At 73.0% G+C, this 21,280-nt stretch carries 26 protein-coding genes and 1 pseudogene; 18 read left to right on the top strand and 9 right to left on the bottom strand.

Annotated features, from left to right (window positions below):
- The first annotated feature begins 5 nt into the window (after positions 1-5).
- The 8 genes from CCN39_RS40215 to CCN39_RS40175 all read left to right on the top strand — a co-directional run bounded on the left by CCN39_RS40215 (position 6) and on the right by CCN39_RS40175 (position 6,964).
- Positions 6-1,157, top strand: coding sequence for a N(5)-(carboxyethyl)ornithine synthase (locus CCN39_RS40215; protein ID WP_086851390.1), 1,152 nt, complete (start codon positions 6-8; stop codon positions 1,155-1,157).
- A gap of 597 nt (positions 1,158-1,754) precedes the next feature.
- Positions 1,755-2,777: an acyl-CoA desaturase gene (locus tag CCN39_RS40205; RefSeq protein ID WP_244211213.1), complete on the top strand. Its 1,023-nt coding sequence runs from the start codon at positions 1,755-1,757 to the stop codon at positions 2,775-2,777.
- Positions 2,774-3,208, top strand: coding sequence for a DUF5994 family protein (locus tag CCN39_RS40200; RefSeq protein WP_086851387.1), 435 nt, complete (start codon positions 2,774-2,776; stop codon positions 3,206-3,208). Before CCN39_RS40205 ends, CCN39_RS40200 begins: the two co-directional genes overlap by 4 nt.
- 128 nt (positions 3,209-3,336) lie before the next feature.
- Positions 3,337-3,942, top strand: coding sequence for a hypothetical protein (locus CCN39_RS40195; RefSeq protein ID WP_244211212.1), 606 nt, complete (start codon positions 3,337-3,339; stop codon positions 3,940-3,942).
- Between the two features lie 18 nt (positions 3,943-3,960).
- Positions 3,961-4,524 carry a sigma-70 family RNA polymerase sigma factor gene (locus CCN39_RS40190; protein WP_086851385.1) on the top strand — a complete coding sequence of 188 codons (564 nt, stop codon included), beginning with the start codon at positions 3,961-3,963 and terminating at the stop codon, positions 4,522-4,524.
- Positions 4,525-4,662: 138 nt separating this feature from the next.
- Positions 4,663-5,409, top strand: a complete 747-nt coding sequence (locus tag CCN39_RS40185) for a GAF domain-containing protein (RefSeq protein ID WP_086851383.1) — start codon at positions 4,663-4,665, stop codon at positions 5,407-5,409.
- 20 nt (positions 5,410-5,429) lie between these two features.
- Positions 5,430-6,176, top strand: coding sequence for a GAF and ANTAR domain-containing protein (locus CCN39_RS40180; RefSeq protein WP_086851413.1), 747 nt, complete (start codon positions 5,430-5,432; stop codon positions 6,174-6,176).
- 131 nt (positions 6,177-6,307) lie between these two features.
- Positions 6,308-6,964, top strand: a complete 657-nt coding sequence (locus tag CCN39_RS40175) for a phosphoribosyltransferase (RefSeq protein ID WP_086851381.1) — start codon at positions 6,308-6,310, stop codon at positions 6,962-6,964.
- Positions 6,965-6,985: 21 nt separating this feature from the next.
- Here the strand turns inward: CCN39_RS40175 and CCN39_RS40170 are convergent, their stop codons facing one another.
- Entirely contained in the window at positions 6,986-7,621 is a 636-nt protein-coding gene (locus CCN39_RS40170) for a hypothetical protein (protein WP_086851379.1), read from the bottom strand.
- 17 nt (positions 7,622-7,638) lie between these two features.
- Here CCN39_RS40170 and CCN39_RS50900 point away from each other — a divergent pair, with 17 nt between their 5' ends.
- The gene (locus tag CCN39_RS50900) at positions 7,639-7,809 is read left to right on the top strand and encodes a hypothetical protein (RefSeq protein ID WP_167455321.1); all 171 of its coding nucleotides are present in this window, start codon (positions 7,639-7,641) and stop codon (positions 7,807-7,809) included.
- A 7-nt stretch (positions 7,810-7,816) separates the two neighbouring features.
- Here the strand turns inward: CCN39_RS50900 and CCN39_RS40165 are convergent, their stop codons facing one another.
- From CCN39_RS40165 to CCN39_RS40155, 3 genes are all read right to left on the bottom strand, one after another.
- A complete protein-coding gene (locus CCN39_RS40165; protein ID WP_086851376.1) occupies positions 7,817-8,311 on the bottom strand; it encodes a GNAT family N-acetyltransferase in 495 nt (164 codons plus the stop codon).
- Positions 8,312-8,402: 91 nt separating this feature from the next.
- Positions 8,403-9,251 (bottom strand): slipin family protein, encoded by an 849-nt coding sequence (locus CCN39_RS40160; RefSeq protein ID WP_086851374.1) that lies wholly within the window; start codon positions 9,249-9,251, stop codon positions 8,403-8,405.
- A 38-nt stretch (positions 9,252-9,289) separates the two neighbouring features.
- Positions 9,290-9,964 (bottom strand): BON domain-containing protein, encoded by a 675-nt coding sequence (locus CCN39_RS40155; RefSeq protein WP_086851373.1) that lies wholly within the window; start codon positions 9,962-9,964, stop codon positions 9,290-9,292.
- A 92-nt stretch (positions 9,965-10,056) separates the two neighbouring features.
- Here CCN39_RS40155 and CCN39_RS40150 point away from each other — a divergent pair, with 92 nt between their 5' ends.
- The gene (locus CCN39_RS40150; RefSeq protein ID WP_434781156.1) at positions 10,057-10,737 is read left to right on the top strand and encodes a response regulator; all 681 of its coding nucleotides are present in this window, start codon (positions 10,057-10,059) and stop codon (positions 10,735-10,737) included.
- Here the strand turns inward: CCN39_RS40150 and CCN39_RS40145 are convergent.
- Positions 10,697-11,599, bottom strand: coding sequence for a hypothetical protein (locus CCN39_RS40145; RefSeq protein WP_086851372.1), 903 nt, complete (start codon positions 11,597-11,599; stop codon positions 10,697-10,699). The two genes, CCN39_RS40150 and CCN39_RS40145, sit on opposite strands and share 41 nt — an antisense overlap.
- Positions 11,600-11,765: 166 nt before the next feature.
- Between CCN39_RS40145 and CCN39_RS40140 the strand changes: the two genes are divergently transcribed.
- Positions 11,766-13,358: a GAF domain-containing sensor histidine kinase gene (locus CCN39_RS40140; RefSeq protein WP_086851410.1), complete on the top strand. Its 1,593-nt coding sequence runs from the start codon at positions 11,766-11,768 to the stop codon at positions 13,356-13,358.
- Between the two features lie 59 nt (positions 13,359-13,417).
- Here the strand turns inward: CCN39_RS40140 and CCN39_RS40135 are convergent, their stop codons facing one another.
- The 4 genes from CCN39_RS40135 to CCN39_RS50895 all read right to left on the bottom strand — a co-directional run bounded on the left by CCN39_RS40135 (position 13,418) and on the right by CCN39_RS50895 (position 15,599).
- The gene (locus tag CCN39_RS40135; RefSeq protein WP_086851371.1) at positions 13,418-13,642 is read right to left on the bottom strand and encodes a hypothetical protein; all 225 of its coding nucleotides are present in this window, start codon (positions 13,640-13,642) and stop codon (positions 13,418-13,420) included.
- A gap of 177 nt (positions 13,643-13,819) precedes the next feature.
- On the bottom strand, positions 13,820-14,437 hold the full coding sequence (locus CCN39_RS40130; protein ID WP_086851368.1) for a hypothetical protein: 618 nt from the start codon (positions 14,435-14,437) through the stop codon (positions 13,820-13,822).
- Positions 14,434-15,414 (bottom strand): magnesium transporter CorA family protein, encoded by a 981-nt coding sequence (locus CCN39_RS40125; RefSeq protein ID WP_208630599.1) that lies wholly within the window; start codon positions 15,412-15,414, stop codon positions 14,434-14,436. The genes CCN39_RS40130 and CCN39_RS40125 overlap by 4 nt, the downstream gene beginning before the upstream one ends.
- Positions 15,414-15,599, bottom strand: a complete 186-nt coding sequence (locus CCN39_RS50895; protein WP_167455320.1) for a hypothetical protein — start codon at positions 15,597-15,599, stop codon at positions 15,414-15,416. Before CCN39_RS50895 ends, CCN39_RS40125 begins: the two co-directional genes overlap by 1 nt.
- Before the next feature lie 347 nt (positions 15,600-15,946).
- Here CCN39_RS50895 and CCN39_RS40120 point away from each other — a divergent pair, with 347 nt between their 5' ends.
- The 7 genes and pseudogenes from CCN39_RS40120 to CCN39_RS52220 form a co-directional block, all read left to right on the top strand.
- Positions 15,947-16,831, top strand: coding sequence for a universal stress protein (locus CCN39_RS40120; protein ID WP_086851366.1), 885 nt, complete (start codon positions 15,947-15,949; stop codon positions 16,829-16,831).
- A 2-nt stretch (positions 16,832-16,833) separates the two neighbouring features.
- Positions 16,834-17,469, top strand: a complete 636-nt coding sequence (locus CCN39_RS40115; protein WP_086851365.1) for a CBS domain-containing protein — start codon at positions 16,834-16,836, stop codon at positions 17,467-17,469.
- Between the two features lie 148 nt (positions 17,470-17,617).
- The gene (locus CCN39_RS40110; RefSeq protein WP_086851363.1) at positions 17,618-18,328 is read left to right on the top strand and encodes a polyphosphate kinase 2 family protein; all 711 of its coding nucleotides are present in this window, start codon (positions 17,618-17,620) and stop codon (positions 18,326-18,328) included.
- Positions 18,329-18,526: 198 nt separating this feature from the next.
- Positions 18,527-19,336: a universal stress protein gene (locus tag CCN39_RS40105; RefSeq protein WP_086851361.1), complete on the top strand. Its 810-nt coding sequence runs from the start codon at positions 18,527-18,529 to the stop codon at positions 19,334-19,336.
- Between the two features lie 273 nt (positions 19,337-19,609).
- The gene (locus tag CCN39_RS40100; RefSeq protein ID WP_086851359.1) at positions 19,610-21,001 is read left to right on the top strand and encodes a DUF4389 domain-containing protein; all 1,392 of its coding nucleotides are present in this window, start codon (positions 19,610-19,612) and stop codon (positions 20,999-21,001) included.
- A gap of 13 nt (positions 21,002-21,014) precedes the next feature.
- A complete protein-coding gene (locus tag CCN39_RS40095; RefSeq protein ID WP_086851357.1) occupies positions 21,015-21,167 on the top strand; it encodes a DUF1918 domain-containing protein in 153 nt (50 codons plus the stop codon).
- Positions 21,151-21,280: pseudogene (locus tag CCN39_RS52220) on the top strand (universal stress protein); the annotation flags it as partial. The gene CCN39_RS40095 and the pseudogene CCN39_RS52220, both read left to right, overlap by 17 nt.

Genomic DNA, 21,280 nt, shown 5'->3' with positions numbered 1-21,280 from the left:
CCCACGTGCACCAGCTCACCCTCGGCGTCGTCGCGCATTCGCGGAAAGCGGGCGAACGCCGGCTGCCGATCCACCCGCGCCACGTCGACCGCATCGACGCCGGCCTCCGTGGCCGCATCCACCTCGAACACGGCTACGGCGAAGCTTTCGGCGTCCCCGACGCACAACTGGCCGGCGCCGTCGCCGGGCTGCGCACGCGGGAACAGCTCATCGCCGAGTGCGACATCATCCTGCTGGCCAAGCCGCTCCCGCGGGACGTCGCGGAACTGCGGCCGGGCCAGGTGCTGTGGGGCTGGCCGCACTGCGTCCAGGACCGCGAACTCACCCAGACGGCCATCGACAACCGGCTGACGCTGATCGCCTTCGAAGCGATGAACCACTGGAACCGCGACGGCTCGTTCGGCCTGCACGTCTTCCACAAGAACAACGAACTGGCCGGCTACTCCTCGGTGCTGCACGCCCTGCAGGTGATCGGCTCGACCGGCGACTACGGCCGGCGGCTGCGGGCGGCGGTGATCGGCTTCGGGGCAACCGCGCGGGGAGCGGTGACCGCGCTCAACGCGCACGGCGTGCACGACGTGCACGTGCTCACCGGCCGCGACGTCCCGGCGGTCGCTTCGCCGATCCACTCCGCGACGATGGTGCAGTTCGAGCACGACGTGAACAACCCCGGCGACCCGCGCCGCAGCCACGCCCTCACCGACCGCGGCCGGGTGCCGCTGGCAGGGTTCCTCGCGGAGCACGACATCGTCGTCAACTGCGTCCTGCAGGACACCGCCGCGCCGTTGACCTTCCTCCTCGAGGACGACCTCGCCGCGTTCGCGCCCGGCAGCCTCATCGTCGACGTCTCCTGCGACGAAGGCATGGGCTTCAGCTGGGCCCGGCCCACCACGTTCGCCGAGCCGGCGTTCGTGGTCGGTGACGGCATCACGTACTACGCCGTCGACCACAGCCCGTCCTACCTGTGGAACTCGGCCACGTGGGAGAACAGCGAGGCGCTGCTCCCGTTCCTGGAGACGGTCCTCGGCGGACCGTCCGCATGGGACGGTGACGAAACCGTCCGCCGCGCCATCGAGATCCGCGACGGCGTCGTCCGGAATCCCGCCGTCCTGGCCTTCCAGCACCGGGCCGCGGAGTACCCGCACCTCGTGGCGTAGGGACCCCGGTCGAATCTTCCCCTGACCGTGTCCCACCCTTCACACACTCAGCGCAGTCGTCGTGTACGCTCGGTGTTGGCGGTAGTCGACGGTGGCCCCGGGCCCGCGATCCGAGCGCCGAACTGCTCACGGCATCGGCCCCTCCCGCTGGTCGTCCCGCTGGAAATCAGCCCCGACGCCGCACGGCACACTTCACAGCCGCCGGGAACACCCCGGCCGGCAGCGGCTCGCCGCCGCACTCCTGCAGCACGCCGCCCACCGGCGGCACCCACGAAAGGAACCCCCGATCAGTACTCCCACCCTCGACAGTGCGCTGTTCAGCCACCCCATCGCCGAGCAGCCCCGGCCCGGAGCGCTCACCGCCGCCCAGGACGACCGGTACGGCAGTCTGTTCCTCCAGCCGGTGTACAGCCCGGCACCGCCCACCGGAACCGGGGCGGCGCCCGGCCCGCAACGAAGCCGCTCGCGTGGGCCGCACACCGCGTGATCATGCCGAGCTTCCGTTCCACCCGGGTTTAGGCCGCCGTCGGCGGGCTATCCCGGATTGATCGCCCCGGACCCTGGCGGACAGTTTCGTCAGGAGAAAGAGCGATCGAGATGACACGCACACTGCAACGGCCGCCGAAGGCGGCGGAGCCGATGCTCGCGGGGGAGAAGTCCCGCACCGAAACCTTCCTGGTCAAGCTGTTCGCGGTGGTGCCGTTGCTGGCGCTGGCCGGGGCGGTGCCGTTCGCGTGGGGCTGGGGCCTCGGGTGGACCGATGTCGCCCTGACGGCCGGGTTCTACTTCCTGACCGGGCTCGGGGTGACGATCGGGTTCCACCGCTACTTCACCCACGGCGCGTTCAAGGCCGGCCGCGGCCTGCGGATCGCGCTCGCGATCACCGGCAGCATGGCCATGCAGGGCCCGGTGATCGGCTGGGTCGCCGACCACCGCCGTCACCACGCCTTCGCCGACCGCGATGGTGATCCGCACTCCCCGTGGCGCTACGGCACTTCCGCCGCCGCGCTCGCCAAAGGCTTCTGGTACGCCCACATGGGCTGGCTGTTCGACCGCGAGAAGACCAACGCGCAGCGGTTCGCCCCCGACCTGCTCGCCGACCGCGACATCGTCCGGATCGACCGCTGCTTCCCCGCGCTCACCGTCGTCACCCTGCTCAGCCCGGCACTGATCGGCGGCCTGGTGACGCTGTCCTGGTGGGGCGCGCTGACCGCGTTCTTCTGGGCCGGCCTGGTCCGGGTGGCGGTGCTGCACCACGTCACCTGGTCGGTGAACTCCCTGTGCCACCTGATCGGCGAACGGCCCTACGCGGCCCGCGACAAGTCCGCGAACTTCTGGCCGCTGGCCATCGCCTCGATGGGCGAGTCCTGGCACAACTCCCACCACGCCGACCCCACCGGCGCCCGCCACGGCGTCCGCCGCGGCCAGCTGGACATGTCCGCGCGGCTGATCTGGCTGTTCGAGAAGCTCGGCTGGGCCACCGACGTCCGCTGGCCCCGGCCCGAACAGCTGGCCCGCAAGCTCAACCCCGGCTACGCGGCGGCTTCCCGAAGGCCGGGGCGCGTACTGCGCACCGAGACACCGGCGCGGCAGCACCCCGGCGACGGGAGCCGGTCATGACCGCCGTTCGCGACGAGGTCCGCCTGCAGCTGAAAGCGGCGGCCGGCGGCGGGTACGTCGACGGAGCGTGGTGGCCGCGCTCCCGCGACGCCGGCGTCGAGTTCGCCGAGCTGATCACGGCGGTGCGCGACCAGGTGGGCCAGGTCGAGCGGATCAGCTACCCGCTGGGCGACGGCTGGGAGGTCACCCACCGCAAACTCGTGGTGGACGGCCGCCTCGTGCGACTGGAAGGGTTCCACGCCATGCCGGCGCACACCCTGTCCCTCATCGGCACCCAGCAGCGGCGCCTGACCCTGCTCGCCATCGCACCCGGCACCCCGCAGGACACCGCCACCACCGCCCTGAAGACCGCCGCGGACCCGGACAACACGGAAAGTCCCGATGACCTCCTCGCCGCGCGGAGCGGGCCACCGGCGCCCGCGAACGGGTAGCGAACGGGGCGCCGGGGTCTAGACTGGGCACCACGCCCCGGACCTCGGCGATCCTGGTTCCCCGGCACGGCCCGCGCGGCCGGTGCCCGACCCGGACGGTGAGGCGCACTATGGTGGGACGTTCGGTGGTGGCCGTTCTGATCGGTCCCGTCAGTGCCCTGGCCGCGATCGGTGCCCTGACCTTGCCGGGGGACGTCCTGTTCGGCTGGATGCTGCTGGGAGCCGGCGCGGGGATCCTCGTCGCTTTCGGCGCTTCGCGGCTCCGGCGCGGGCGGGCTCCGGCGAGCGGGCCCGATCTCCCGGTGGGCGCGGCCACGGCGCTGGCGTTCTTCACGGCGTGTCTGGTCCTCGCCGGCTTGCTCGCAACCGTGGGCGGCGCCCTGACCGCGACCGTCCTGTTCCTGCTCGCCGCCGGCGGGCTGGGGGCCGCCTACCGCCACCACCGCGTCGCGCCGCCCACCGCACCCGAGTCCCACGACGGCCCGGTCCCGCGCCCCGTGCCGCCCGTCCCGGTGGCCGACCTGGCCACCGAGGACCTGTGCGTGGCTTGGCGGCGCAGCTACTTCCTCCTGCTCCTCGCCGTCGACGACCCGGCGCGGCGGCGCGTCGTCCAGCGCCGGCAGGACTTCCTCGACGAGATCGAACGACGGGACCGGAGCGGGTTCCTCCGCTGGCTCGACAGCGGCGCCCAGGCCGGCAGCGATCCCAGCCCGTACCTGACCACGCGAAGCTGAGCGACCGGGGAGGACATCATGCGGGTCGACGATGCACTCCTGGCGTCGGCGGTGGCGGGCGACCGCATCGCGACGGGCGCGTTGCTGGGCCTGCTGCACCCGGGCGTGCTGCAGTACTGCCGTGTCCGGCTGGGGGACCGGTGGCACCGCGACAGCGACGCGGAAGACTGCGCCCAGGAGGTCCTGATCGGCGTGCTGGGCGCGCTGCCGGGCTACCGCTACGGCGCCGGCAAGTTCCTGGGCTTCGTCTACGGCGTCGCCGCGCACAAGGTCGTCGACGCGCACCGGCGCCGCGGGGCCGAGGTCAGTGTCCCGGTTCCGGAGTTCGTTCCGGAGCCCTCCGCGCAGCGGGGACCGCTTCGCCACGTCGAAGACCTCGAGCGGCGGCGGTGGCTGCACCACCTGCTCGGCCTGCTGGCGCCGCAGCAGCGCGACGTCGTGGTCCTGCGGGTCATGTTCGGCCTGTCCGCCCACGACACGGCCGCGGTGCTCGGGGTCGCCAGCCCGGGCGCGGTGCGGGTGAGCCAGCACCGGGCGCTGGCCGCGTTGCGCCGGCACATCGCCGCCGCGCCGGTGCCGTGACGGCCCGGCGCGGCCCACGGTTACGGGTAAGGTGGGTGCCCGCAGCCGCGACAGCGGTGCTGATCCGGACCTGGCTGTGTCCGAGTTGGTGTGGCGACCACGTACACCGACATGGGCGGAACTGGATGTGGAAACGCGGTGGCTGAGGTCGAAGTCTTGCGCGCGAGCGTGCTGGCCGCGCTGAGTGAGGGTGGTGCCGGCAGCGGCGTCGATGTCGTCGGCCGGGTGTGCCGGGCGTGTGTGCGCCTGCTGCCGGTGGACGGTGCGGCGGTCTCGATGATGGTCGACGCCGGGCACCGCGAAGTCGTCTACGCCAGTGACGCGGTGAGCACGGCGTTGGCCGAGTTGCAGTTTTCCCTCGGCGAGGGGCCGTGTTTCGAGGCGTACGTCTTCGGCGGGCCCGTGCTGGTGCCGGACCTGGCCGCCGGGCCGCCCCCCAGGTGGCCGGTGTTCGCGGCCGAGGCCGCGGCGCGGCCGGTGGCCGCGTTGTTCACGTTCCCGGTGCAGATCGGTGCGGTCCGGGTGGCGACCCTCGACACCTACCGGTCGACGCCGGGCTCGCTGAGCCCCGGCGAGCTGTCGACGGCCCTGCAGGTGGCCGACATCGCGGCGCTCGCCCTCTCGGGACTGCGCGCCGGAGGTGGTCTGTGGCTCGACGGGGACGGGCGGTGGATGGAGGGCGCGGGGATGCGGTACCGGGAGGTGCACCAGGCCACCGGGATGCTGATCGCGCACCTGGACCTGCCCGCGTCCGCCGCGTTGGCCCGGTTGCGGGCGTACGCGTTCGGGCACGGACGTTCCCTGCTCGAGATCGCGGCCGACATCGTGGCCGGGCGGCTGCGTTTGGACGAGGAGTTCGGTGAGGTACACCATGAAGGCAGCTGACGAACCAGGAGATGGTGGGCATGGCCGACCGTGAACGGCAGATGACCCGGGCGTTCGTCGCGCTGGCGGACACACTGGTCGACGACTACGACGTCGCCGACCTGCTGCACACGCTGGTGGTGCAGTGCGTGGAGCTGCTCGACGTGGCGGCGGCGGGGCTGACGCTGGTCGACGAGCGGGGCGGCTTGCAGGTGCTCGCCTCCTCGACCGAGCAAGCGCGGTTGCTGGAGCTGTTCCAGCTCGACATCGACGAGGGCCCGTGCATCGAGTGCTTCACCACCAGCACGCCGGTGCTGGTGGCCGACATCGCCGCGGCGGCGGAGCGGTGGCCGCGGTTCGCGGCCGAGGCGGCCAAGGACGGGTTCGCGTCGGTGCACGCGCTGCCCCTGCGGCTGCGCAAGCAGACGATCGGGGCGCTGAACCTGTTCGGGCAGAAGCCGGGGGACCTGTCGGCGGAGGACGTGGCGCTGGCGCAGGGGCTGGCGGACACGGCCACCATCGGCATCCTCCACGAACGCGCCTTCCGCCAGGGGGAGATCCTCTCCGAGCAGCTGCAGACCGCGTTGAACAGCCGGGTGATCATCGAGCAGGCCAAGGGCGTGCTCGCCATCAGCGGGCAGCTGAGCATGGACGCGGCCTTCCGGGCCCTGCGCGGCTTCGCCCGGCGGAACAACCTCCGGCTCAGCGACGTCGCCCGCGCGCTGGCCGACCGCGACCTCGCTCCCGCGGTCGTGCTGGCTCCCTCGGAGACGACCCCGTCCCCCTGACCGGGTCCGGTGCGGGCACCGGGGAGAGGTGCCGAACGGTCCGCCCGGCGGTGACCAACGGCCCTCGCGGCCCGGACGCGGTGCCGTGATGCTGGTGGAGGCCGATCGGCCTTCGACTCCGGGGAGTTCCCATGCGGTTCCGTGATCGCCGGGAAGCCGGCGAGCGGCTGGCCCTGCGGTTGCGACCGCTGCGCGGCGACCGGGCCGTGGTGCTCGGCCTGTCCGAGGGCGGGCTGGTGGTGGCCGGCGAGATCGCCGACGTCCTCGGCGCGCCCCTGGACATCCTGCTCACCGGCCGGATCGAGGCCGGGGGGCCACCGTCGACGACGCTCGGTGCCGTCGGCGAGGGCGGCTTGGTCGTCTGGGACCACGACGCCATCCGCCGCTTCGACATCGACCCGGCGGAACTCGCCCGGCTCCTCGACCAGGCGCGGGCCGGACTGGCCCGGCAAGTCGCCGTCTACCGGCGCACCGTGGCGCCGGTGGCGATCGCCGGCCGCACGGTGGTGCTCGCCGACGACGGCGCCGCCACCGGCACGACCGCGCACACGGCGATCCGCGTCCTGCGGGCCCGCCAGGTCCGCCGGATCGTGCTGGCCGTCCCGGTCGCCCAGACCGACGTCGTCGACCGGCTCGCCCGCGAGGTGGACCAGTTCACCTGCCTGCGTCCGGTGCCCTGGCTGCACGCGGTCCGCAACAGCTACCGGAAGTTCTCCGCGGTCGCCGAAACCGAGGCGCTCGAACTGCTGCACCGCGAACCCCGCCTGCCGACCGAGGTCCGCCGGTGACGTCCACGGTGGACTGACGCGTCAGCTCGGCAGGCGCACGGCGATTTCGTCGCCCAGCGCCGCGCCGTCCGCCAGCTCGAGGTCGTCGCCGCTCCAGAACCGGCCGGCGTCGTACCAGTTCGGCCGGCGGCCCCGGGGCAGCAGGCCCATGGCTTCGTAGGTCAGGGCGACGATCTCGGCGCAGTAAGCGCTTTCGAGGCCGGCCTCCCGGTCCTCCCGCTTGCGGCGGGGCAGCCGGCCGCCGAGCCAGCGCGACGCGAGGCGCGCGGTCGACGGGAACGGCGTGCCGTCCAGCCGCGCGATCGTCCGCAGGACGGCGTCCTCCGCCTCCCCGGTGACCGGGTGGTCGAGCTGGCGCAGCCAGACCTGCTGGTGGTACTTCTCCGCCCACACGAGCACCGCCCGGCGCAGGTCGTGCAGCTGGGCGCCCCGCTGGTGGGTCCCGGACCAGACGTCCGGCAGGGCCCGTCCCAGCTCCGCGTGCCACAGCAGCGGCGGCAGGTCCTCGATCACCACGGCCATGCCGACGTGGTTGACCGGGCTGTTCGTCACGACGCGGATCGTGCGGTCGGCCGCGGACCGGCCCCGGAACAGCCACAGGTCACCCGTGCGCGTCACGGCCACGGCTTCGTCGAGATCCAGCTGGTTCCCCGGCACGCCAGTAGCCTAGGCCGATGCGCTGGTGGAAGACAGTGGGACTGGCCGGGCTCGTCGGGGTTGCCGCGACCGGGGTGGTGATCGCCCGCGAGGAGCGCCGGCGGCGGGCCTACACCCCGGACGAGATCCGCGAACGGCTGCACGCGCGCCTGGATGCCTCGGCACCGGCGCCCGACGACCACGGCTGACCGGCCGTCACTCCGCGGAGCGCTGGGCCGGTAGCCCGGGGCGGAACGGGATGCCCAGTGCCGCGAAAACGCCGAGCATCTTCGCGTTTCCCGCGTCCACGTCGGCGACGAGCATCCGGACCCCTTCGTGTTCGGCCGAGACGACGAGCTGTTCGAGCAGCAGGGTCGCCACGCCGAGCGTCGGGCCGTGGCCGTCGACCACCAGCGCGACCGCCGCTTCGGCGGGGTCGGCGAGGATGTCGTAGCGGGCGAGGCCGGCCAGCCGGGAGTGCAGGAAGCACCCGACCGCGGTGTGCCCGACGCCGGAGCCGCGGGACAGCTGCGTCGAGAGCTCGGCCAGCCCGGCCACGCCGAGACCGAAGAACCGCAGGTGCCGGTCGTGTCCGGAGAGGCGGGCCCGCAGCGCGAGCACCGCGGCGGCGTCGCAGGCTTCCAGCTTGCGCACCCAGGCGACTTCGCCGTCCGGGAGCAGGGCTCGTACCGGTGGGGTGGCGGTGGTCATGGCGTGCTCCTCACGGTTCCGGTGACCCGCCGGGGTCCGCGGTGTTCTGTCCTTTTCGCACAGAACACCGCGAAGTCCGCGGGCCTCGGGGTCAGTGCTCTTCGGCCCGGGTTCCGTTGACGGCCGACTTCGGCGGCACGATCGGGGCCGTGGCGGCCGGTTCCGGCCGGGTCGCGGCGGCGCTCTCGCGGGCCAGGAAGGAACCCAGCTCGCCGATGGTGCTCATCAGCGGGGCGGGGAACACGACGGTGGTGTTCTTGTCCACGCCGATCTCCACCAGGCTCTGCAGGTTGCGCAGTTGCAGCGCGAGCGGGTGCGCCATCATCGTGTCCGACGCGTCGCCCAGTGCGGCGGCGGCGAGGGATTCGCCTTCGGCGCTGATGATCTTGGCGCGCTTCTCGCGTTCCGCTTCGGCCTGCCGGGCCATCGCCCGCTTCATCGTGTCGGGCAGCTGGATGTCCTTCAGTTCCACCAGGGTCACTTCCACGCCCCAGTCGAGCGTGGTGACGTCCAGGATCCGGCGGATGTCGACGTTGATGCTGTCGGTCTCGGACAGCGTCTCGTCCAGCGTGTGCTGCCCGACGACCTTCCGCAGCGTCGTCTGGGCGATCTGGTCGATCGCGGCGTAGACGTTCTCGATGGCGACGACCGACTTCACCGTGTCCCGCACCCGGAAGTACGCCACCGCGGACACGTCGACGCTCACGTTGTCGCGGGTGATGATGCCCTGGGACTGGATCGGCATCGTGATGATCCGCAACGGCACCCGGCGCAGGACGTCGACGACCGGGATGATCAGCCGCAACCCCGGCTCGCGCACGCCGATCACCCGGCCGAGCCGGAACAGGACACCCTGTTCGTACTGCTTGACGATCCGCACCGCGGAGGCCAGCAGGAGCAGCAGCGCGGCGGCGATGACGACGATCACGAGAACGTTCATGGTGCTCCAGACTTCGCGACTTGCGCCGGGGACGAGGCTCAGCCGGAGAGCTTCACCTGGTTGTCGACCGCGGTCACGCCGGGGGCGAACCACGCGGTCTGTTCGGCCGAACGGCGTTCGGCCGGGGTGAGGACCTGGCCGGTCAGGGTGACCTGGCCGTCGTCGATGCCGACCTCGACGTGCTGCGCGAAGCCGGGCGCGTGCCGGGCCAGTGCCGCGATGATCCGTGTCTTGGCCTCGGCGGCCGTGACGCCCGGCGACGGCCGCAGGGTGATCAGGTTCCGCACCCCGCTGACGCCGGGGAGCGCGGCCACCGCGCGGCGGGCGGCTTCCCGCTGGTGGTGCCAGTCCACCGTGCCGCGCAGGGTGACCACCTGGTCGCGCACGTCGACCTGCACCGAGTCCTTCGGCACGACGACCGTGTGGCGGTCGAACACGATCATGGCTTCCCGGGCGAGATCCGCGTCTTCGGGAGCGTCGCGGCCGTGCCGGACGACGATCCGGTCGACGGTCGTGGTCACGCCGTGGACCCGGGTGGCGGCGTGCAGCGCCTCTTCCTTCTCGGGGTAGGTGCCGACGTGTCCGGACAACGTCGCGATACCGCCGGCGACGGTGACGCCGATTCCTTCGGCGTTGACACTGGCGGTCCAGGCGAGCTCGTCGGTGACGGCGGTCTTGAGGTGGTGATCAGGCCGGTGCTGGATCTGTGTCATTCCTCCACGGTGGTCCGCCCGCGCCGCGCGGCCTAGTGCCGCCGGACCTCTCTTCCGGGGTCGTTCGGCGCGGGCGGGCGTAGCCTGGGGCAGTGGATGACAGCCTGCCGCACGACCTGCCCGTCATCACGGTCTTCCTGGTCGACGACCACGAACTCGTGCGGCGCGGCGTCGCCGAACTCGTCGACGACGAACCCGACCTGACCGTCGTCGGCCAGGCTTCCTCGGTCGCCGAGGCCCTGGCCAGGATTCCCGCGCTGCGCCCGGACGTGGCGGTGCTCGACGTCCGGCTGCCCGACGGGAACGGCGTGGAGCTGTGCCGCGACCTGCGCGTGGCGCTGCCCGGCCTGCGGTGCCTGATGCTGACCTCCTTCACCGACGAAGATTCCATGGTCGAAGCGGTCTTGGCCGGCGCCGAGGGGTACGTCATCAAGGACGTGAAGGGGCTGCAGCTGGTCGACGCCATCCGCCGGGTGGGGTCCGGCGAGACCCTGCTGGACGCCCGGGCGGTCGCCGCGCTCGTGGCCGAGCTGCGGGCGAAGACCGGGAAACCGGGCCCGCTGGCGGGGTTGAGCGAGCAGGAGCTCGTCCTGCTGGACCTGCTCGGGGAAAGCCTGACGAACCGGCAGATCGCCGAGCGGATGTTCCTGGCGGAGAAGACCGTCAAGAACTACGTGTCCCGCCTGCTGGCGAAGCTCGGCCTGGAACGGCGGTCCCAGGCGGCGGTGCTGGTCACCGGGATCCACGACGCGGAGCGCCGTCCGGGCGGCTAGCGGCGAACGGGTGCTCGTCGCTGATGACGACGTCCTCGAGCGGGGTCCGCGCCGACGACGGCACCGCGGTGCCGTGACCGAGGCGCAGCATGATCTGGGGCCAGAGCCCGCCGCCGAGCAGCTGCCGCAGTTCCCGCCGGGTCGCGGGCAGCGCCATCGCCTGCGAGGAGAGCGCCGCCGAGATCCCGGCGGCGGCGGCCGTCAGCAGCACCCGCTGCATGGCCTGGCCGGCCTGGAGCCGGCCGAGGGCGGTGTCGTGCAGCGAGCCGATGACCACGACCAGCCGGTCGGGTTCGACGTCGAGGTCGTTCCCCCCACCGGATCCCGGCGTCGCCGGCGGGACTTCCGTGCGGCGCATGATCTCCCGCAGCTGCGGCACCTGCTCGGCGGTGATGGTGGCCAGCCAGGCGCGTTCCACTTCGGCCGCGCGCCGGAGCTGCCGCTGCACCGCCTCGGAGACGACGGCGGCGGTGAACGGACGCCGGTTGCTCTGCCGGCCGGCGATCGCCGCCACGAGTTCCCCGTCGTGCGGGGCGATCGTCTCGTACCCGTGCGGCTGCACGACGGCGAGCAGTTCGGGCCGCCCCGCCGTGGGGAACAGCCGGACGTCGGCGTGGCTGCCCTGCGCCTTGATCGCCAGCCGGAGGTTCAGCAGGGCCGCGCCGCAGTCCAGCATGCGTTCCCGTTGCTCGCTGTCGGTGCCGCTGGTGAGCGGATCCGCGTACAGCTCGACCGAATCCGGGGTGCACTGGAACCGCCACGGCCGGGCGGACCGCAGCGGCGGGGGAGCCGTGGCGGCGAGGAGCACGGCCTGCACCTGGCTTGCGTTGAGGTGGCCGACAGGCATGACACCGGTCTTCATGGACGGCTCCGAACTCCTGGACTACGGGATGCGCTTCCACCGTCCGCCCGGGCCGCGGGCGCCGCCCAGTGCCGAACGGCCTCTGCCGCACGGCGAAGGTCGTCGGTTGCGGACCCGGAACGGCCGGATCCCGCCCGGGGCCGGACCGCTGTGCCACAGTGGTGACATGCCCGGGGAAACGACGTCGGGCCGGGACCGGATGGACGCGCTGCCGGCAGCCGTCCTCGCCTTCTCCGCCGGTCTGGAGCTCGAGACGACGCTGCACCGGATCGTCACCGCCGCGGCCGGCCTGGTCGACGCCCGGTACGGCGCGCTGGCCCTGCTCGACGAGGACGGCCGGACGACCGCGTTCGCCGTGACCGGCGTCGACGACGCCACGCGGGAGCGGATCGGTTCGCCACCGGACGGCCACGGGCTGCTCGGCGCGCTGGTGACCGGCCGGGCTCCGGTGCGCCTCGCCCACCTGGGGACCGGTGAGTTCCCGCCGGGCCACCCGCCGATGGAGGCGTTCCTCGGCGTTCCGCTGCTGGTGCGGGGCGAAGTCCTCGGCCGGCTGTACCTCAGCGGCGAGCAGCCGTTCACCGCCGACGACGAACGGGCGACCGTGGCGCTGGCGGCGGCGGCCGGGATCGCCGTCGACAACGCACGGCTCTACGAGGAGAGCCGGAGCAGGCAGCGATGGCTGGAAGCCACCGGGGAGATCTCCGCCGAGCTCTTGAGCGGCACGGACGTCCGTGAGGTGCTGCACCTGATCGCGACCCGGGCCGCCGAGCTCACCGGCGCCGACGACGCGCTCATCGCGTGGCCCGAGTCGCCCGGCGGGGCACTGGTCGTCAACGTGTGTGCCGGCCCCGACGCCGGGGTGCTGGCCGGTCGCCGGATCCCGCTCGACGGGTCGACCGCGGGCGCGGTCCTGCGCGACCACGTGCCGCGCAACGTGCCGGGCCTGGCGTTCGACCTGGCCGAGGGCCTCGGCGTCGACCTCGGGCCGGCGCTGGTGGTGCGGTTGCGGTCCGGCTCGCGCGCCGGCGCGGCGGTGCTGCTGGCGATCCGCGGCCGCGGGGCGGCGCGGTTCGACGAGCACGAGCTGCAGCTCGTGTCCGCTTTCGCCGACCAGGCCGCGCTGGCGCTGCGGGACGCCGAAAGCCAGGCCGCCCGCCGGGAGCTGGACGTCGTGGTGGACCGCGACCGGATCGCCCGCGACCTGCACGACCACGTCATCCAGCGGCTGTTCGCGGTGGGCCTGGGGATCGAGGGCACCCGCCGCCGGTCCGACTCGCCCGCGGTCACCGGCCGGCTCACCCAGCACATCGACCAGCTCCAGGAGGTCATCGAGGAGATCCGCAGCGCGATCTTCGCCCTGCACGCGCAGCCGGGAGCGGCGCGGGGCCTGCGGGCGCGCCTGCAGAACGCGATCGCCGAGACGACCGCCGACTCCGCGATCCGCACGACGGTGCGGCTGTCGGGAGCGTTCGACCGGGTGCCCGCCGGTCTGGCCGAGCACGCCGAGGCCGTCGTCCGCGAGGCGGTCACCAACGTCCTGCGGCACGCGAGGGCGGCCGAACTGGCGGTCACCGTCTCCCTGGACGACGACCTGGTCGTCGAGGTGTCGGACACGGGGATCGGGATGCCGGGAGCCGTGGCCCGCAGCGGCCTCCGCAACCTCGGGCAGCGCGCCGCGGAAGCGGGCGGATCGTTGCGGCTCGACCGCCCGGCCGGCGGCGGGACCTGTCTGGTGTGGACGGTCCCGGTGCCCTGACACCGGTGGCCCTCGGCCGGGGACCGCCGTGGGCGTACCGCTGCACCACCCGGGCCCGTTCAGCCGTCCGGTTCGACGACGTCGAGCCGGTAGCCGGGCACGAGCCGCGCGTGACCGGGGCTGAACTCGACCCAGACCGAGCCGGGACGCAGGTCGGGCGCGCGGTCGACCACGACGCCGGTTCCGCCGGTGAACCGGCCGCTGTGGGCGCGCACCCGCAACCCGGTGGGGAACCCGCCCGCTCGGGCGGGGCCGGGGTTCCGATCCTGGTGGACGATGCTCATGTCGGCCCCTCTCCTGCGGGAGATGCCAGACGCATCTGCCGGCACCTCCCAGGATTCCGCCCGCCGGGAGGCCGGGAGCAGAGGCGGAAGCCCGGTCCGCGGGTGCCGTTCTTCCCGTCCGGCCGGGCATTTGTTCCCACGAACGCTGCGGGCTGGTCCGGTGGCGCCCGCGGCCGGTCAGCCCAGGCCGGGAAGGCGGCGAACGGCGAGCGCGGTGACCGCCGACGTGGTGGCCGCCATCAGGAAGCCGCCGAGGACGCCGATGGCGATGGTGGTGGGGAGGCTCTGCCCGGGCTGCCACAGCGGCATGGTCACACCCAGGAAGACCGCGAGGCCGAGCAGCCACGCGCCGGCCGTGGTGGCGATCCAGCGCGCCGAGCGGGAAATGTGGCGCCGCAGGACCAGCCACTGGGCGAAGCCGATCGAGCACAGCAGGGCCAGGCCGAGGATCGTCGCGACCGGCCAGCGGAGCAGCGGCGGCCAGCTGCTCAGCCGGTCGGCCCACGTGCTCGGCGTGAGCCCGACGAGGTAGGCGAACGACGCCGCTGCCGCTGTGGCCGTGATCCAGTGGCGGGTGTTCACCGCGGGGACGGCGCGCCGGAGGACGAGTGCCTGGCCCGCGCCCAGCATGGCTCCTTCGACCGCGCCGGCGACCAGGAGCACGGGGAGAGCGACCGCGGAGTCCACGGTGAGCGCGCCGGCCACCGCGGGGACGATGAACCCGAGGAATTCGGCCGGTGTGACGGTCACGAACCAGGCGAGGGCGAGCCGGCGGCCTCGGAGTGGCCGGTTCACAGCCAGTCCCGTCGTTTGAACAGGACGTACAGGGTCGTCGAGATGACCAGGATGGCGAGCGTGGACACCCACACCCCGGACGCTTGGGCGAAGCCGGGGTAGGGGATGTTCTGGCCGTAGAAGCCGGTGATCGCGGTGGGTACCGCGATGATGGCGGCCCAGCTGGTCACCTTTTTCATGATCGTGTTTAGCCGGTTGCCCTGGATGCTCAGCTGGGTTTCGCGGATCGTCGCGAGGAGGTCGCGTAGGGATTCGGTCCATTCCGTGACGCGCAGGACGTGGTCGTGGACGTCCTGGAAGTAGGGCAGGAGGGTGTCGTCGACGGAACGGACTTCCCGGCGCATCAAGGAACCGACGATTTCCCGCATCGGCAGGGCCAGGTGCCGCAGCCGGCTGAGACTCTTGCGCAGCCGCAGGGAGCGGCGCTGCAGGTCTGTGGCGTCGGTTTGGTCGGCGAAGACGAGGTCCTCGAGTTCTTCGACCTGTTCGTCGAGGGCTTGGAGCGCGTCGAAGTGCCCGTCGACGAGCAGGTCGAGCAGGCCGTGCAGCAGGAAGGCGGCGCCGCTCTTGGCCAGTTCGGGGGTGCTGTCCCAGCGTTCGGTGAGGGCGTCGATGTCCGCGGTGTTGTTGTGGTGCAGGGTGACCAGCACGCGGTCGGTGACGAACGCGTCGAGTTCGGAAGCGGTGAGCACGCCGTCGCCGGGGTCGAGCCGGACGGCGTAGGCGGCGAGGAACGAGTGGTGGTCGTAGTGGACGAGCTTCGGCCGTTGGTGGTCGTCGTCGAGGACCGACGCGACGGCGAGGGGGTGTAGCCCGAGTTCGGTGGTGAGCGTGGCCAGGTCCGCTGCGGTGGGGGCGTCGAGGTCCAGCCAGAGCGTCACGGCCGGGTCGGTGAGGTGCCGGGTCGCTTCGGCGACGGACAGGTTTTCCCGTTCCAGGACACCGCTGCGGTACAGGCGGCTTCGGCTCGCGGACATCAGTGGTCGGCCGCGGTGGCCAGGCTGGCGCGGCAGGCGCGGACGAGCTGGCGGGTTGCGCGGGTGGCGGGGGTCTCGCCGCAGGAGGGGCAGTGCACCTTGACGAAGCCGGCCGGGTGCAGTGCCAGGCGGGTGGACGCGGCCGTCGCCGGGCCGCATCCGCGGGAGGAGTGCTGGCTTTCCATGACCTGCCTCGCTTTCGTCCGGACCCAGGCTCCACCGTGGCGGGCCGGGCGACGAGTGCCGGACCGTCCCCGTTCGCGGGGCCTCCAGGCCCCGGATCCGGAGGGGCCAAAGCCCGTGGCCGTGGGGACTTTCGGCCCCCTCATGCGCCGCGGACGGGCAGGCCACGCTGGGGAGCGGGGCCTGGCCGGTGGCGCCCGGCAGCAGTCCGGGACGCATCGACGAGCGCCCGCGTGGCTGCCGGGAGCTGTCGAAAGTCCCCGGACGCGGGGACGTACGACCGCATCCGCCGGGCGTCGGCGCGTCCTACCGTCGGTTCGGAAGCCCCGGAACCCGGAGGAAACACGTCATGAGCGCAACCGGAAACCCGCCGATCGTCGTTGCCGTGGACGGTTCGGAGACCGCCGCTGCGGCCGCGTGGTGGGCGGCCGGGGAAGCAGCCCGCCGGCACGCGTCCCTGCTCGTCTACACCGCCTATGGTTACGAGGACGCCGCGTTCGGCGGCAGGATCTACCCGCCGTCGGACTGGCTCGCCGTCAAGGAGGCCGAAGCGGACCAGGTGCTGCGGCAGACCCGGGCCACGCTCGAGGCCGCCGTGCCGGGGCTGGCGGTCGCGACCGAGGCGAGTGACCGCGGCCCGGTTCCCGGCCTGCTCGAAGTCTCGGAGCGAGCCCGGATCCTCGTCACCGGCGAGCCGGTCGGGGTGCTCGCGGGCCTGTTCAGCGGCTCGCCCGACGTCGACCTCGCCGCACGGGCGCACTGCCCGGTGGTGGTCGTCCGCGGTGCGGAGAAGCCCGGCGGCCCGGTGGTCGTGGGTACCGACGGCAGCCCCCTGAGCGAAGCGGCGATCGCCTGGGCCTTCGAGGAGGCTTCGATCCGCAACGCCCCGCTCGTCGCCCTGTACACCTGGCACGACGGCGACACGGCCGGCCTGTTCAGCGACGGCAACGTCGCCTTCCAGGGTGAGTCCCTCCAGGACTCGGGCCGCCGCCTGCTCGCGCAGCGGCTGGCGGGCTGGCAGGAGAAGTACCCGGACGTCCAGGTCGAGCGCCGCGTCGAGCACGACAAGCCCCGCGCCCGCCTGCTCGAGGTGAGCCGGGACGCGCAGCTGGTCGTCGTCGGCAGCCGGGGCCGAGGGGGCTTCACCGGCCTGGTGCTCGGCTCCACGAGCCAGGCCCTCCTGCACCACGCGGCCTGCCCGGTCATGGTCGTCCGTACCGAGAAAGAGGTCTGAAGATGAACGCCGGAATGGTGTCCGCGGTGATGACCGCCGACCCGATCACCGTTTCCCCGCAGACGCCGTTCAAGGACATCGCCCAGCTGCTCACCGGCAACGGGATCAGCGCGGTCGGCGTGGTCGACAAGACCGGTGCGCTGGTCGGGGTCGTGTCCGAGGCGGACCTGCTCCCGCACCTGTGGGAGGAGCGCAAGCCCCGGTGGCGCGACCGCAGGCTGGCCCGCAAGGCCACGGCGTGCGTCGCGAAGGACCTGATGACGAGCCCTGCCGTGACGATCGACGCCGAGGCGACGCTCGCCGCGGCCGCCGCGCGGTTCGCGCACAGCGGCGTACGCCGGTTGTTCGTGCTCCGCAACGGGAAGCCGGTGGGTGTGGTGTCGCGCCGGGACCTGGTCGCGGTCTTCACCCGCGGCGACAGCGACCTCGAACGCGAGGTCACTGAACGGGTGCTGCGGGACCAGCTCGACCTCGGGCCGGACCGGGTCCGCATCGAGGTGCGGGCCGGGATCGTCACGGTTGTCGGGCGGGTGGAGCGCCGCAGCGACATCGACCCGGTGACCCGCCTGATCGAGGAGCTGTCCGGCGTGGTCGAGGTCCGCAACCGCCTGGACTACGTCTGGAACGACGTGGCTTGAGCACTTCCCGGAGAAGGCCTCCGTCCCCAGTGGACGGAGGCCTTCTCCGCGTTGTGTGTGGCGGAAGAGGCGCGAAAGGACCAAAGACCCCAGCGGCGCCGACGTCCGGCCGCAGACGGGGCGGGTGTCTGCTTCGTAGCGTCGGGGTATGGCCCACAAGAACAAGGCGCGGATGCCGCGGCCGGTCTACGAGCGGGAGCTGCTGCGGCTGCAGGCCGAGCTGGTGAAGCTCCAGGAATGGGTGCGTCACGAGGGGGCGCGGCTGGTCGTGGTGTTCGAGGGCCGGGACGCGGCCGGCAAGGGGAGCACGATCAAGCGGGTCACCGAGCACCTGAACCCGCGGGTGGTGCGGATCGCGGCGTTGCCGGGCCCGACCGAGCGCGAGCGGACGCAGTGGTACTTCCAGCGCTACATCGAGCACCTGCCCGCGGCGGGGGAGATCGTGCTGTTCGACCGCAGCTGGTACAACCGCGCCGGTGTGGAGCGGGTGATGGGGTTCTGCACGCCCGAGGAGCACCGCCGGTTCCGCGCCCGGATCGACGACCCGATGCGCCGGTGGAAGCTCTCGACGATCGACCTGCAGTCGGTGACGCACTGGGAGGACTACTCGCGGGCGAAGGACGAGATGTTCGTGCACACCGACACCACCGAATCGCCTTGGCACGTGGTCGAAAGCGAGGAGAAGCGGCGCGGGCGGCTGAACATGATCGCGCACCTGCTCTCGAGCGTGCCGTACTGCGAAGTGTCCCGCCAGGCGGTCTCGCTGCCGCCGCGCCCCGAGCCGACCGGCTACTTCCGGCCCGACCGGCGACTGCAGGCCTACGTTCCCGACCACGCGGCGACCCTGGTGCCGCGCTGAACCCGAGGAGGAAAACCATGGACCAAGCTGGCGCCGTACCTGTACGCGGTCGAGCACCACGCGATCAAGGAGAACGAGCAGGACACCGTCCCGGCCCGGCGCCGCCGACGGATTAGGTCCCCGGGGAAAGGGACTTCGGCCTCTGACCGGTGAGGACGCCGGGGCGCCATGCTGGCCGCACGACGTCAGGAGGACCCGATGAGCGCGACCGCGACCCGGCCGGTGGTCGCCGGGGTGGATGCCTCGGCGGCCGCGTTCGCCGCGATCCGCTGGGCCGCCCGGGAAGCGGCGTACCGCGACACGACGCTGCGGTTGCTGCACGCCTGCGTCTTCGAGGCGGCGCCGCCCCGGGGGCACGACGAGCCGGATCTGCTGCTCGAACACGTCCACCGTGCGCTCCGCCGCGGCACCGAGATCGCCCGCGAAGCGGCTCCGGGCATCCAGGTCGAGGCCCGGATCCGGCTCGGGCTCGCGACGGACCTCCTGCCGGCCGAGTCGGCCGGCGCGGGCCTGCTCGTCCTGGGCTCCCACGGCCTGGGTGGTCTGCGCGGCGCCCTGATCGGCTCGGTGGCCCTCCGGGTCGCCGCCGCAGCCGCGTGCCCCGTGGTGGTCGTGCGGGGGTACTCCCGGCCGGGTGGTCCCGTGGTCGTCGGGCTGGATGCGACCGAGTCGAGCGAGCACGCGCTGCAGTTCGCGCTCGACGAGGCGGCGGCGCACCGCGCGCCCGTGCTCGTCGTGCACGCCTATCCGGACGGCACCGACGCCACCGAGCAGCGAGGCCTGGCAGCGCGGGTGGCGACCTGGGCGCGCAAGTACCCGGCACTGGAGATCACCGCGCGGGCCGTGCGGGACCGAGTCCCGTCGCGTGCCCTGCTGCAGGCCGCTGCCGACGCCCGGATGGTCGTCGTCGGCACCCGTGGCCGCGGTCCGGTCGCCGGCGGGGTACTGCGTGCGACCGGGAACGCCCTGCTCGCGCACGCGGTCTGCCCGGTCGCGGTCGTGCACTGAACCGAAGTGAGGAACCGCCGTGAAGGCTCGCGACCTCCTGGCGCGGCCGGCTCACCGAACCCCGGTCCGCGCAGCCGTCGTGCTGCTTACCGAACCCGCGTGTGGTGACTTTCGGCGAGTTCCGCGGGGCCGTTGGCCCCTAAGCCGGACGGCCCGGCCGCGCGAGGGTTGGAGCATGAGAAACCTCGTCGAACCGGCGTCGCTGCACCTCTCGGAACGCGCCACGGTCGCGGCCCTGCGGGGCACGGTGGCGGAGACCGCCGGGAGCACCTCATGACCGAGTACCCCGTCCGGGTCGAGGCGACCCTGGACGAACCGCTGTCCCGCGGGCTGTGGCTGGTGAAGTGGCTGCTGGCCGTTCCGCACTACGTCGTGTTGGCGTTCCTGTGGTTCGCCTACCCGTTCGTCACCATCGCGGCGTTCTTCGCGATCCTGGTCACCGGCCGGTACCCGCGGCCGTTGTTCGAGTTCACCTCCGGCGTGCTGCGCTGGAGCTGGCGGGTGCAGTACTACTCCTACGCCGCGCTGGGCACCGACCGGTACCCGCCGTTCACGTTCGCCGACGTCCCGGACTACCCGGCCCGGCTGGAAATCGCCTACCCCGAACGGCTTTCGCGCGGGCTGGTGCTGGTGAAGTGGTGGCTGCTGGCCATCCCGCACCTCGTGATCGTCGGCCTGTTCGCCGGCGGCGGCAGCTGGCTGGCCTTCCGCTCAGGTGAGGACGACGGCTTCGACTGGGCCGCCGGCGGGCTTGTCGGCGTGCTGGTCCTGGTCGCCGGTGTGGTGCTGTTGTGCACCGGCCGCTACCCGCGGCCGATCTTCGACTTCGTCCTCGGCATGGACCGCTGGGTGCTGCGCGTGGCCGCCTACGTGTCGCTGATGACCGACGAGTACCCGCCCTTCCGGCTCGACATGGGTGGCGCCGAGGCCGGCCACGAGCCGCCGCACCCGCAGCCGCACCCGGTCCGGCCGGGAAGCTGGACGGCCGGGCGGATCGCCGCCGTGGTGTCCGGGGCCGTGCTCGTGCTCGGCTCGATGGGCCTGCTGACCGGCGGCGGCACGCTGCTGTGGGCCGACCGCACCCAGCGCGACGCCGACGGCTACCTCACCGCGTCCACCACGTTCGTCTCGAGCGGTTACGCGGTCACGACCGATCCGGTGCAGCTGCCCGGCGCGCCGGACGCCGTGGCGGCCATCGGCGACGTCCGGATCCGCGCCATCGCCGACGACGGCCACCCGGTCTTCGTGGGCATCGGCCGCTCCGCCGACGTCGCCGGCTACCTGGCCACGACCGAGTACACGACGGTGGCCGGCGACCGCGCGAGCGACCGGCTGCACCCCGGCGGCGCGCCGATCACCCCGCCCGGTGACGCCCGGGTGTGGACCGCGACCGCGTCCGGTCCGGGCACGCAGAGCGTCTCCTGGCCGGCCGGTGCCGGGCAATGGACCGCCGTCGTGCTGAACACCGACGGCTCGCGCGGGATCTCCGTGCGCGCCGAAGCCGGGGCGAGGGCACCCGGGCTCGGCTGGATCGCCGCCGCCCTGCTGCTCGCCGGTGCCGTGGTGCTGGCCGCCGGTGCCCTCCTGATCGGGATCGCCGTCCACCGCGCCTCGCGGCGGCCGGGCACTCCCACCACCCCCGAGCCGTCCACTGTGGACATCTGAGGAAGGAACCACCATGCACGCACCGCCGGGCGACTGGCTCGTCATCAAGGGGCCGCGGGTCGACGCACCCGAACAGCGGGGCCGGATCCTGGAGGTCCGCTCGGCCGACCTCGACCGGGTCCGGCAGCTCATCCACGAGGAGGACGGCCATGTCCGGCTTCGCTGACGGCGCGGTCGTCGCCGGGATCGACGGCTCGAGCTCCGCGGTGCACGCCGCCGTGTGGGCCGGTGCCGAATCCCTCCGCCGCGGGCGCCCGCTGCGGCTGGTCCAGGTCTACA

Source organism: Amycolatopsis kentuckyensis (assembly GCF_002155975.1).
Lineage (GTDB): Bacteria > Actinomycetota > Actinomycetes > Mycobacteriales > Pseudonocardiaceae > Amycolatopsis > Amycolatopsis kentuckyensis.
This window is presented reverse-complemented; position numbering and strand designations above follow the sequence as displayed.

Excerpts from the sequence above, each read along its gene's own strand:
- CCN39_RS40120 (WP_086851366.1), top strand. The coding sequence starts at position 15,947 with ATGAGCGCAACCGGAAACCCGCCGATCGTCGTTGCCGTGGACGGTTCG.
- CCN39_RS50900 (WP_167455321.1), top strand. The coding sequence starts at position 7,639 with ATGCGCTGGTGGAAGACAGTGGGACTGGCCGGGCTCGTCGGGGTTGCC.
- CCN39_RS40110 (WP_086851363.1), top strand. The coding sequence starts at position 17,618 with ATGGCCCACAAGAACAAGGCGCGGATGCCGCGGCCGGTCTACGAGCGG.
- CCN39_RS40155 (WP_086851373.1), bottom strand. The coding sequence starts at position 9,964 with ATGACACAGATCCAGCACCGGCCTGATCACCACCTCAAGACCGCCGTC.
- CCN39_RS40115 (WP_086851365.1), top strand. The coding sequence starts at position 16,834 with ATGAACGCCGGAATGGTGTCCGCGGTGATGACCGCCGACCCGATCACC.
- CCN39_RS40135 (WP_086851371.1), bottom strand. The coding sequence starts at position 13,642 with ATGAGCATCGTCCACCAGGATCGGAACCCCGGCCCCGCCCGAGCGGGC.
- CCN39_RS40125 (WP_208630599.1), bottom strand. The coding sequence starts at position 15,414 with ATGTCCGCGAGCCGAAGCCGCCTGTACCGCAGCGGTGTCCTGGAACGG.
- CCN39_RS40095 (WP_086851357.1), top strand. The coding sequence starts at position 21,015 with ATGCACGCACCGCCGGGCGACTGGCTCGTCATCAAGGGGCCGCGGGTC.
- CCN39_RS50895 (WP_167455320.1), bottom strand. The coding sequence starts at position 15,599 with ATGGAAAGCCAGCACTCCTCCCGCGGATGCGGCCCGGCGACGGCCGCG.
- CCN39_RS40205 (WP_244211213.1), top strand. The coding sequence starts at position 1,755 with ATGACACGCACACTGCAACGGCCGCCGAAGGCGGCGGAGCCGATGCTC.
- CCN39_RS40165 (WP_086851376.1), bottom strand. The coding sequence starts at position 8,311 with ATGACCACCGCCACCCCACCGGTACGAGCCCTGCTCCCGGACGGCGAA.
- CCN39_RS40105 (WP_086851361.1), top strand. The coding sequence starts at position 18,527 with ATGAGCGCGACCGCGACCCGGCCGGTGGTCGCCGGGGTGGATGCCTCG.
- CCN39_RS40180 (WP_086851413.1), top strand. The coding sequence starts at position 5,430 with ATGGCCGACCGTGAACGGCAGATGACCCGGGCGTTCGTCGCGCTGGCG.
- CCN39_RS40100 (WP_086851359.1), top strand. The coding sequence starts at position 19,610 with ATGACCGAGTACCCCGTCCGGGTCGAGGCGACCCTGGACGAACCGCTG.
- CCN39_RS40140 (WP_086851410.1), top strand. The coding sequence starts at position 11,766 with ATGCCCGGGGAAACGACGTCGGGCCGGGACCGGATGGACGCGCTGCCG.
- CCN39_RS40160 (WP_086851374.1), bottom strand. The coding sequence starts at position 9,251 with ATGAACGTTCTCGTGATCGTCGTCATCGCCGCCGCGCTGCTGCTCCTG.
- CCN39_RS40175 (WP_086851381.1), top strand. The coding sequence starts at position 6,308 with ATGCGGTTCCGTGATCGCCGGGAAGCCGGCGAGCGGCTGGCCCTGCGG.
- CCN39_RS40200 (WP_086851387.1), top strand. The coding sequence starts at position 2,774 with ATGACCGCCGTTCGCGACGAGGTCCGCCTGCAGCTGAAAGCGGCGGCC.
- CCN39_RS40190 (WP_086851385.1), top strand. The coding sequence starts at position 3,961 with ATGCGGGTCGACGATGCACTCCTGGCGTCGGCGGTGGCGGGCGACCGC.
- CCN39_RS40145 (WP_086851372.1), bottom strand. The coding sequence starts at position 11,599 with ATGAAGACCGGTGTCATGCCTGTCGGCCACCTCAACGCAAGCCAGGTG.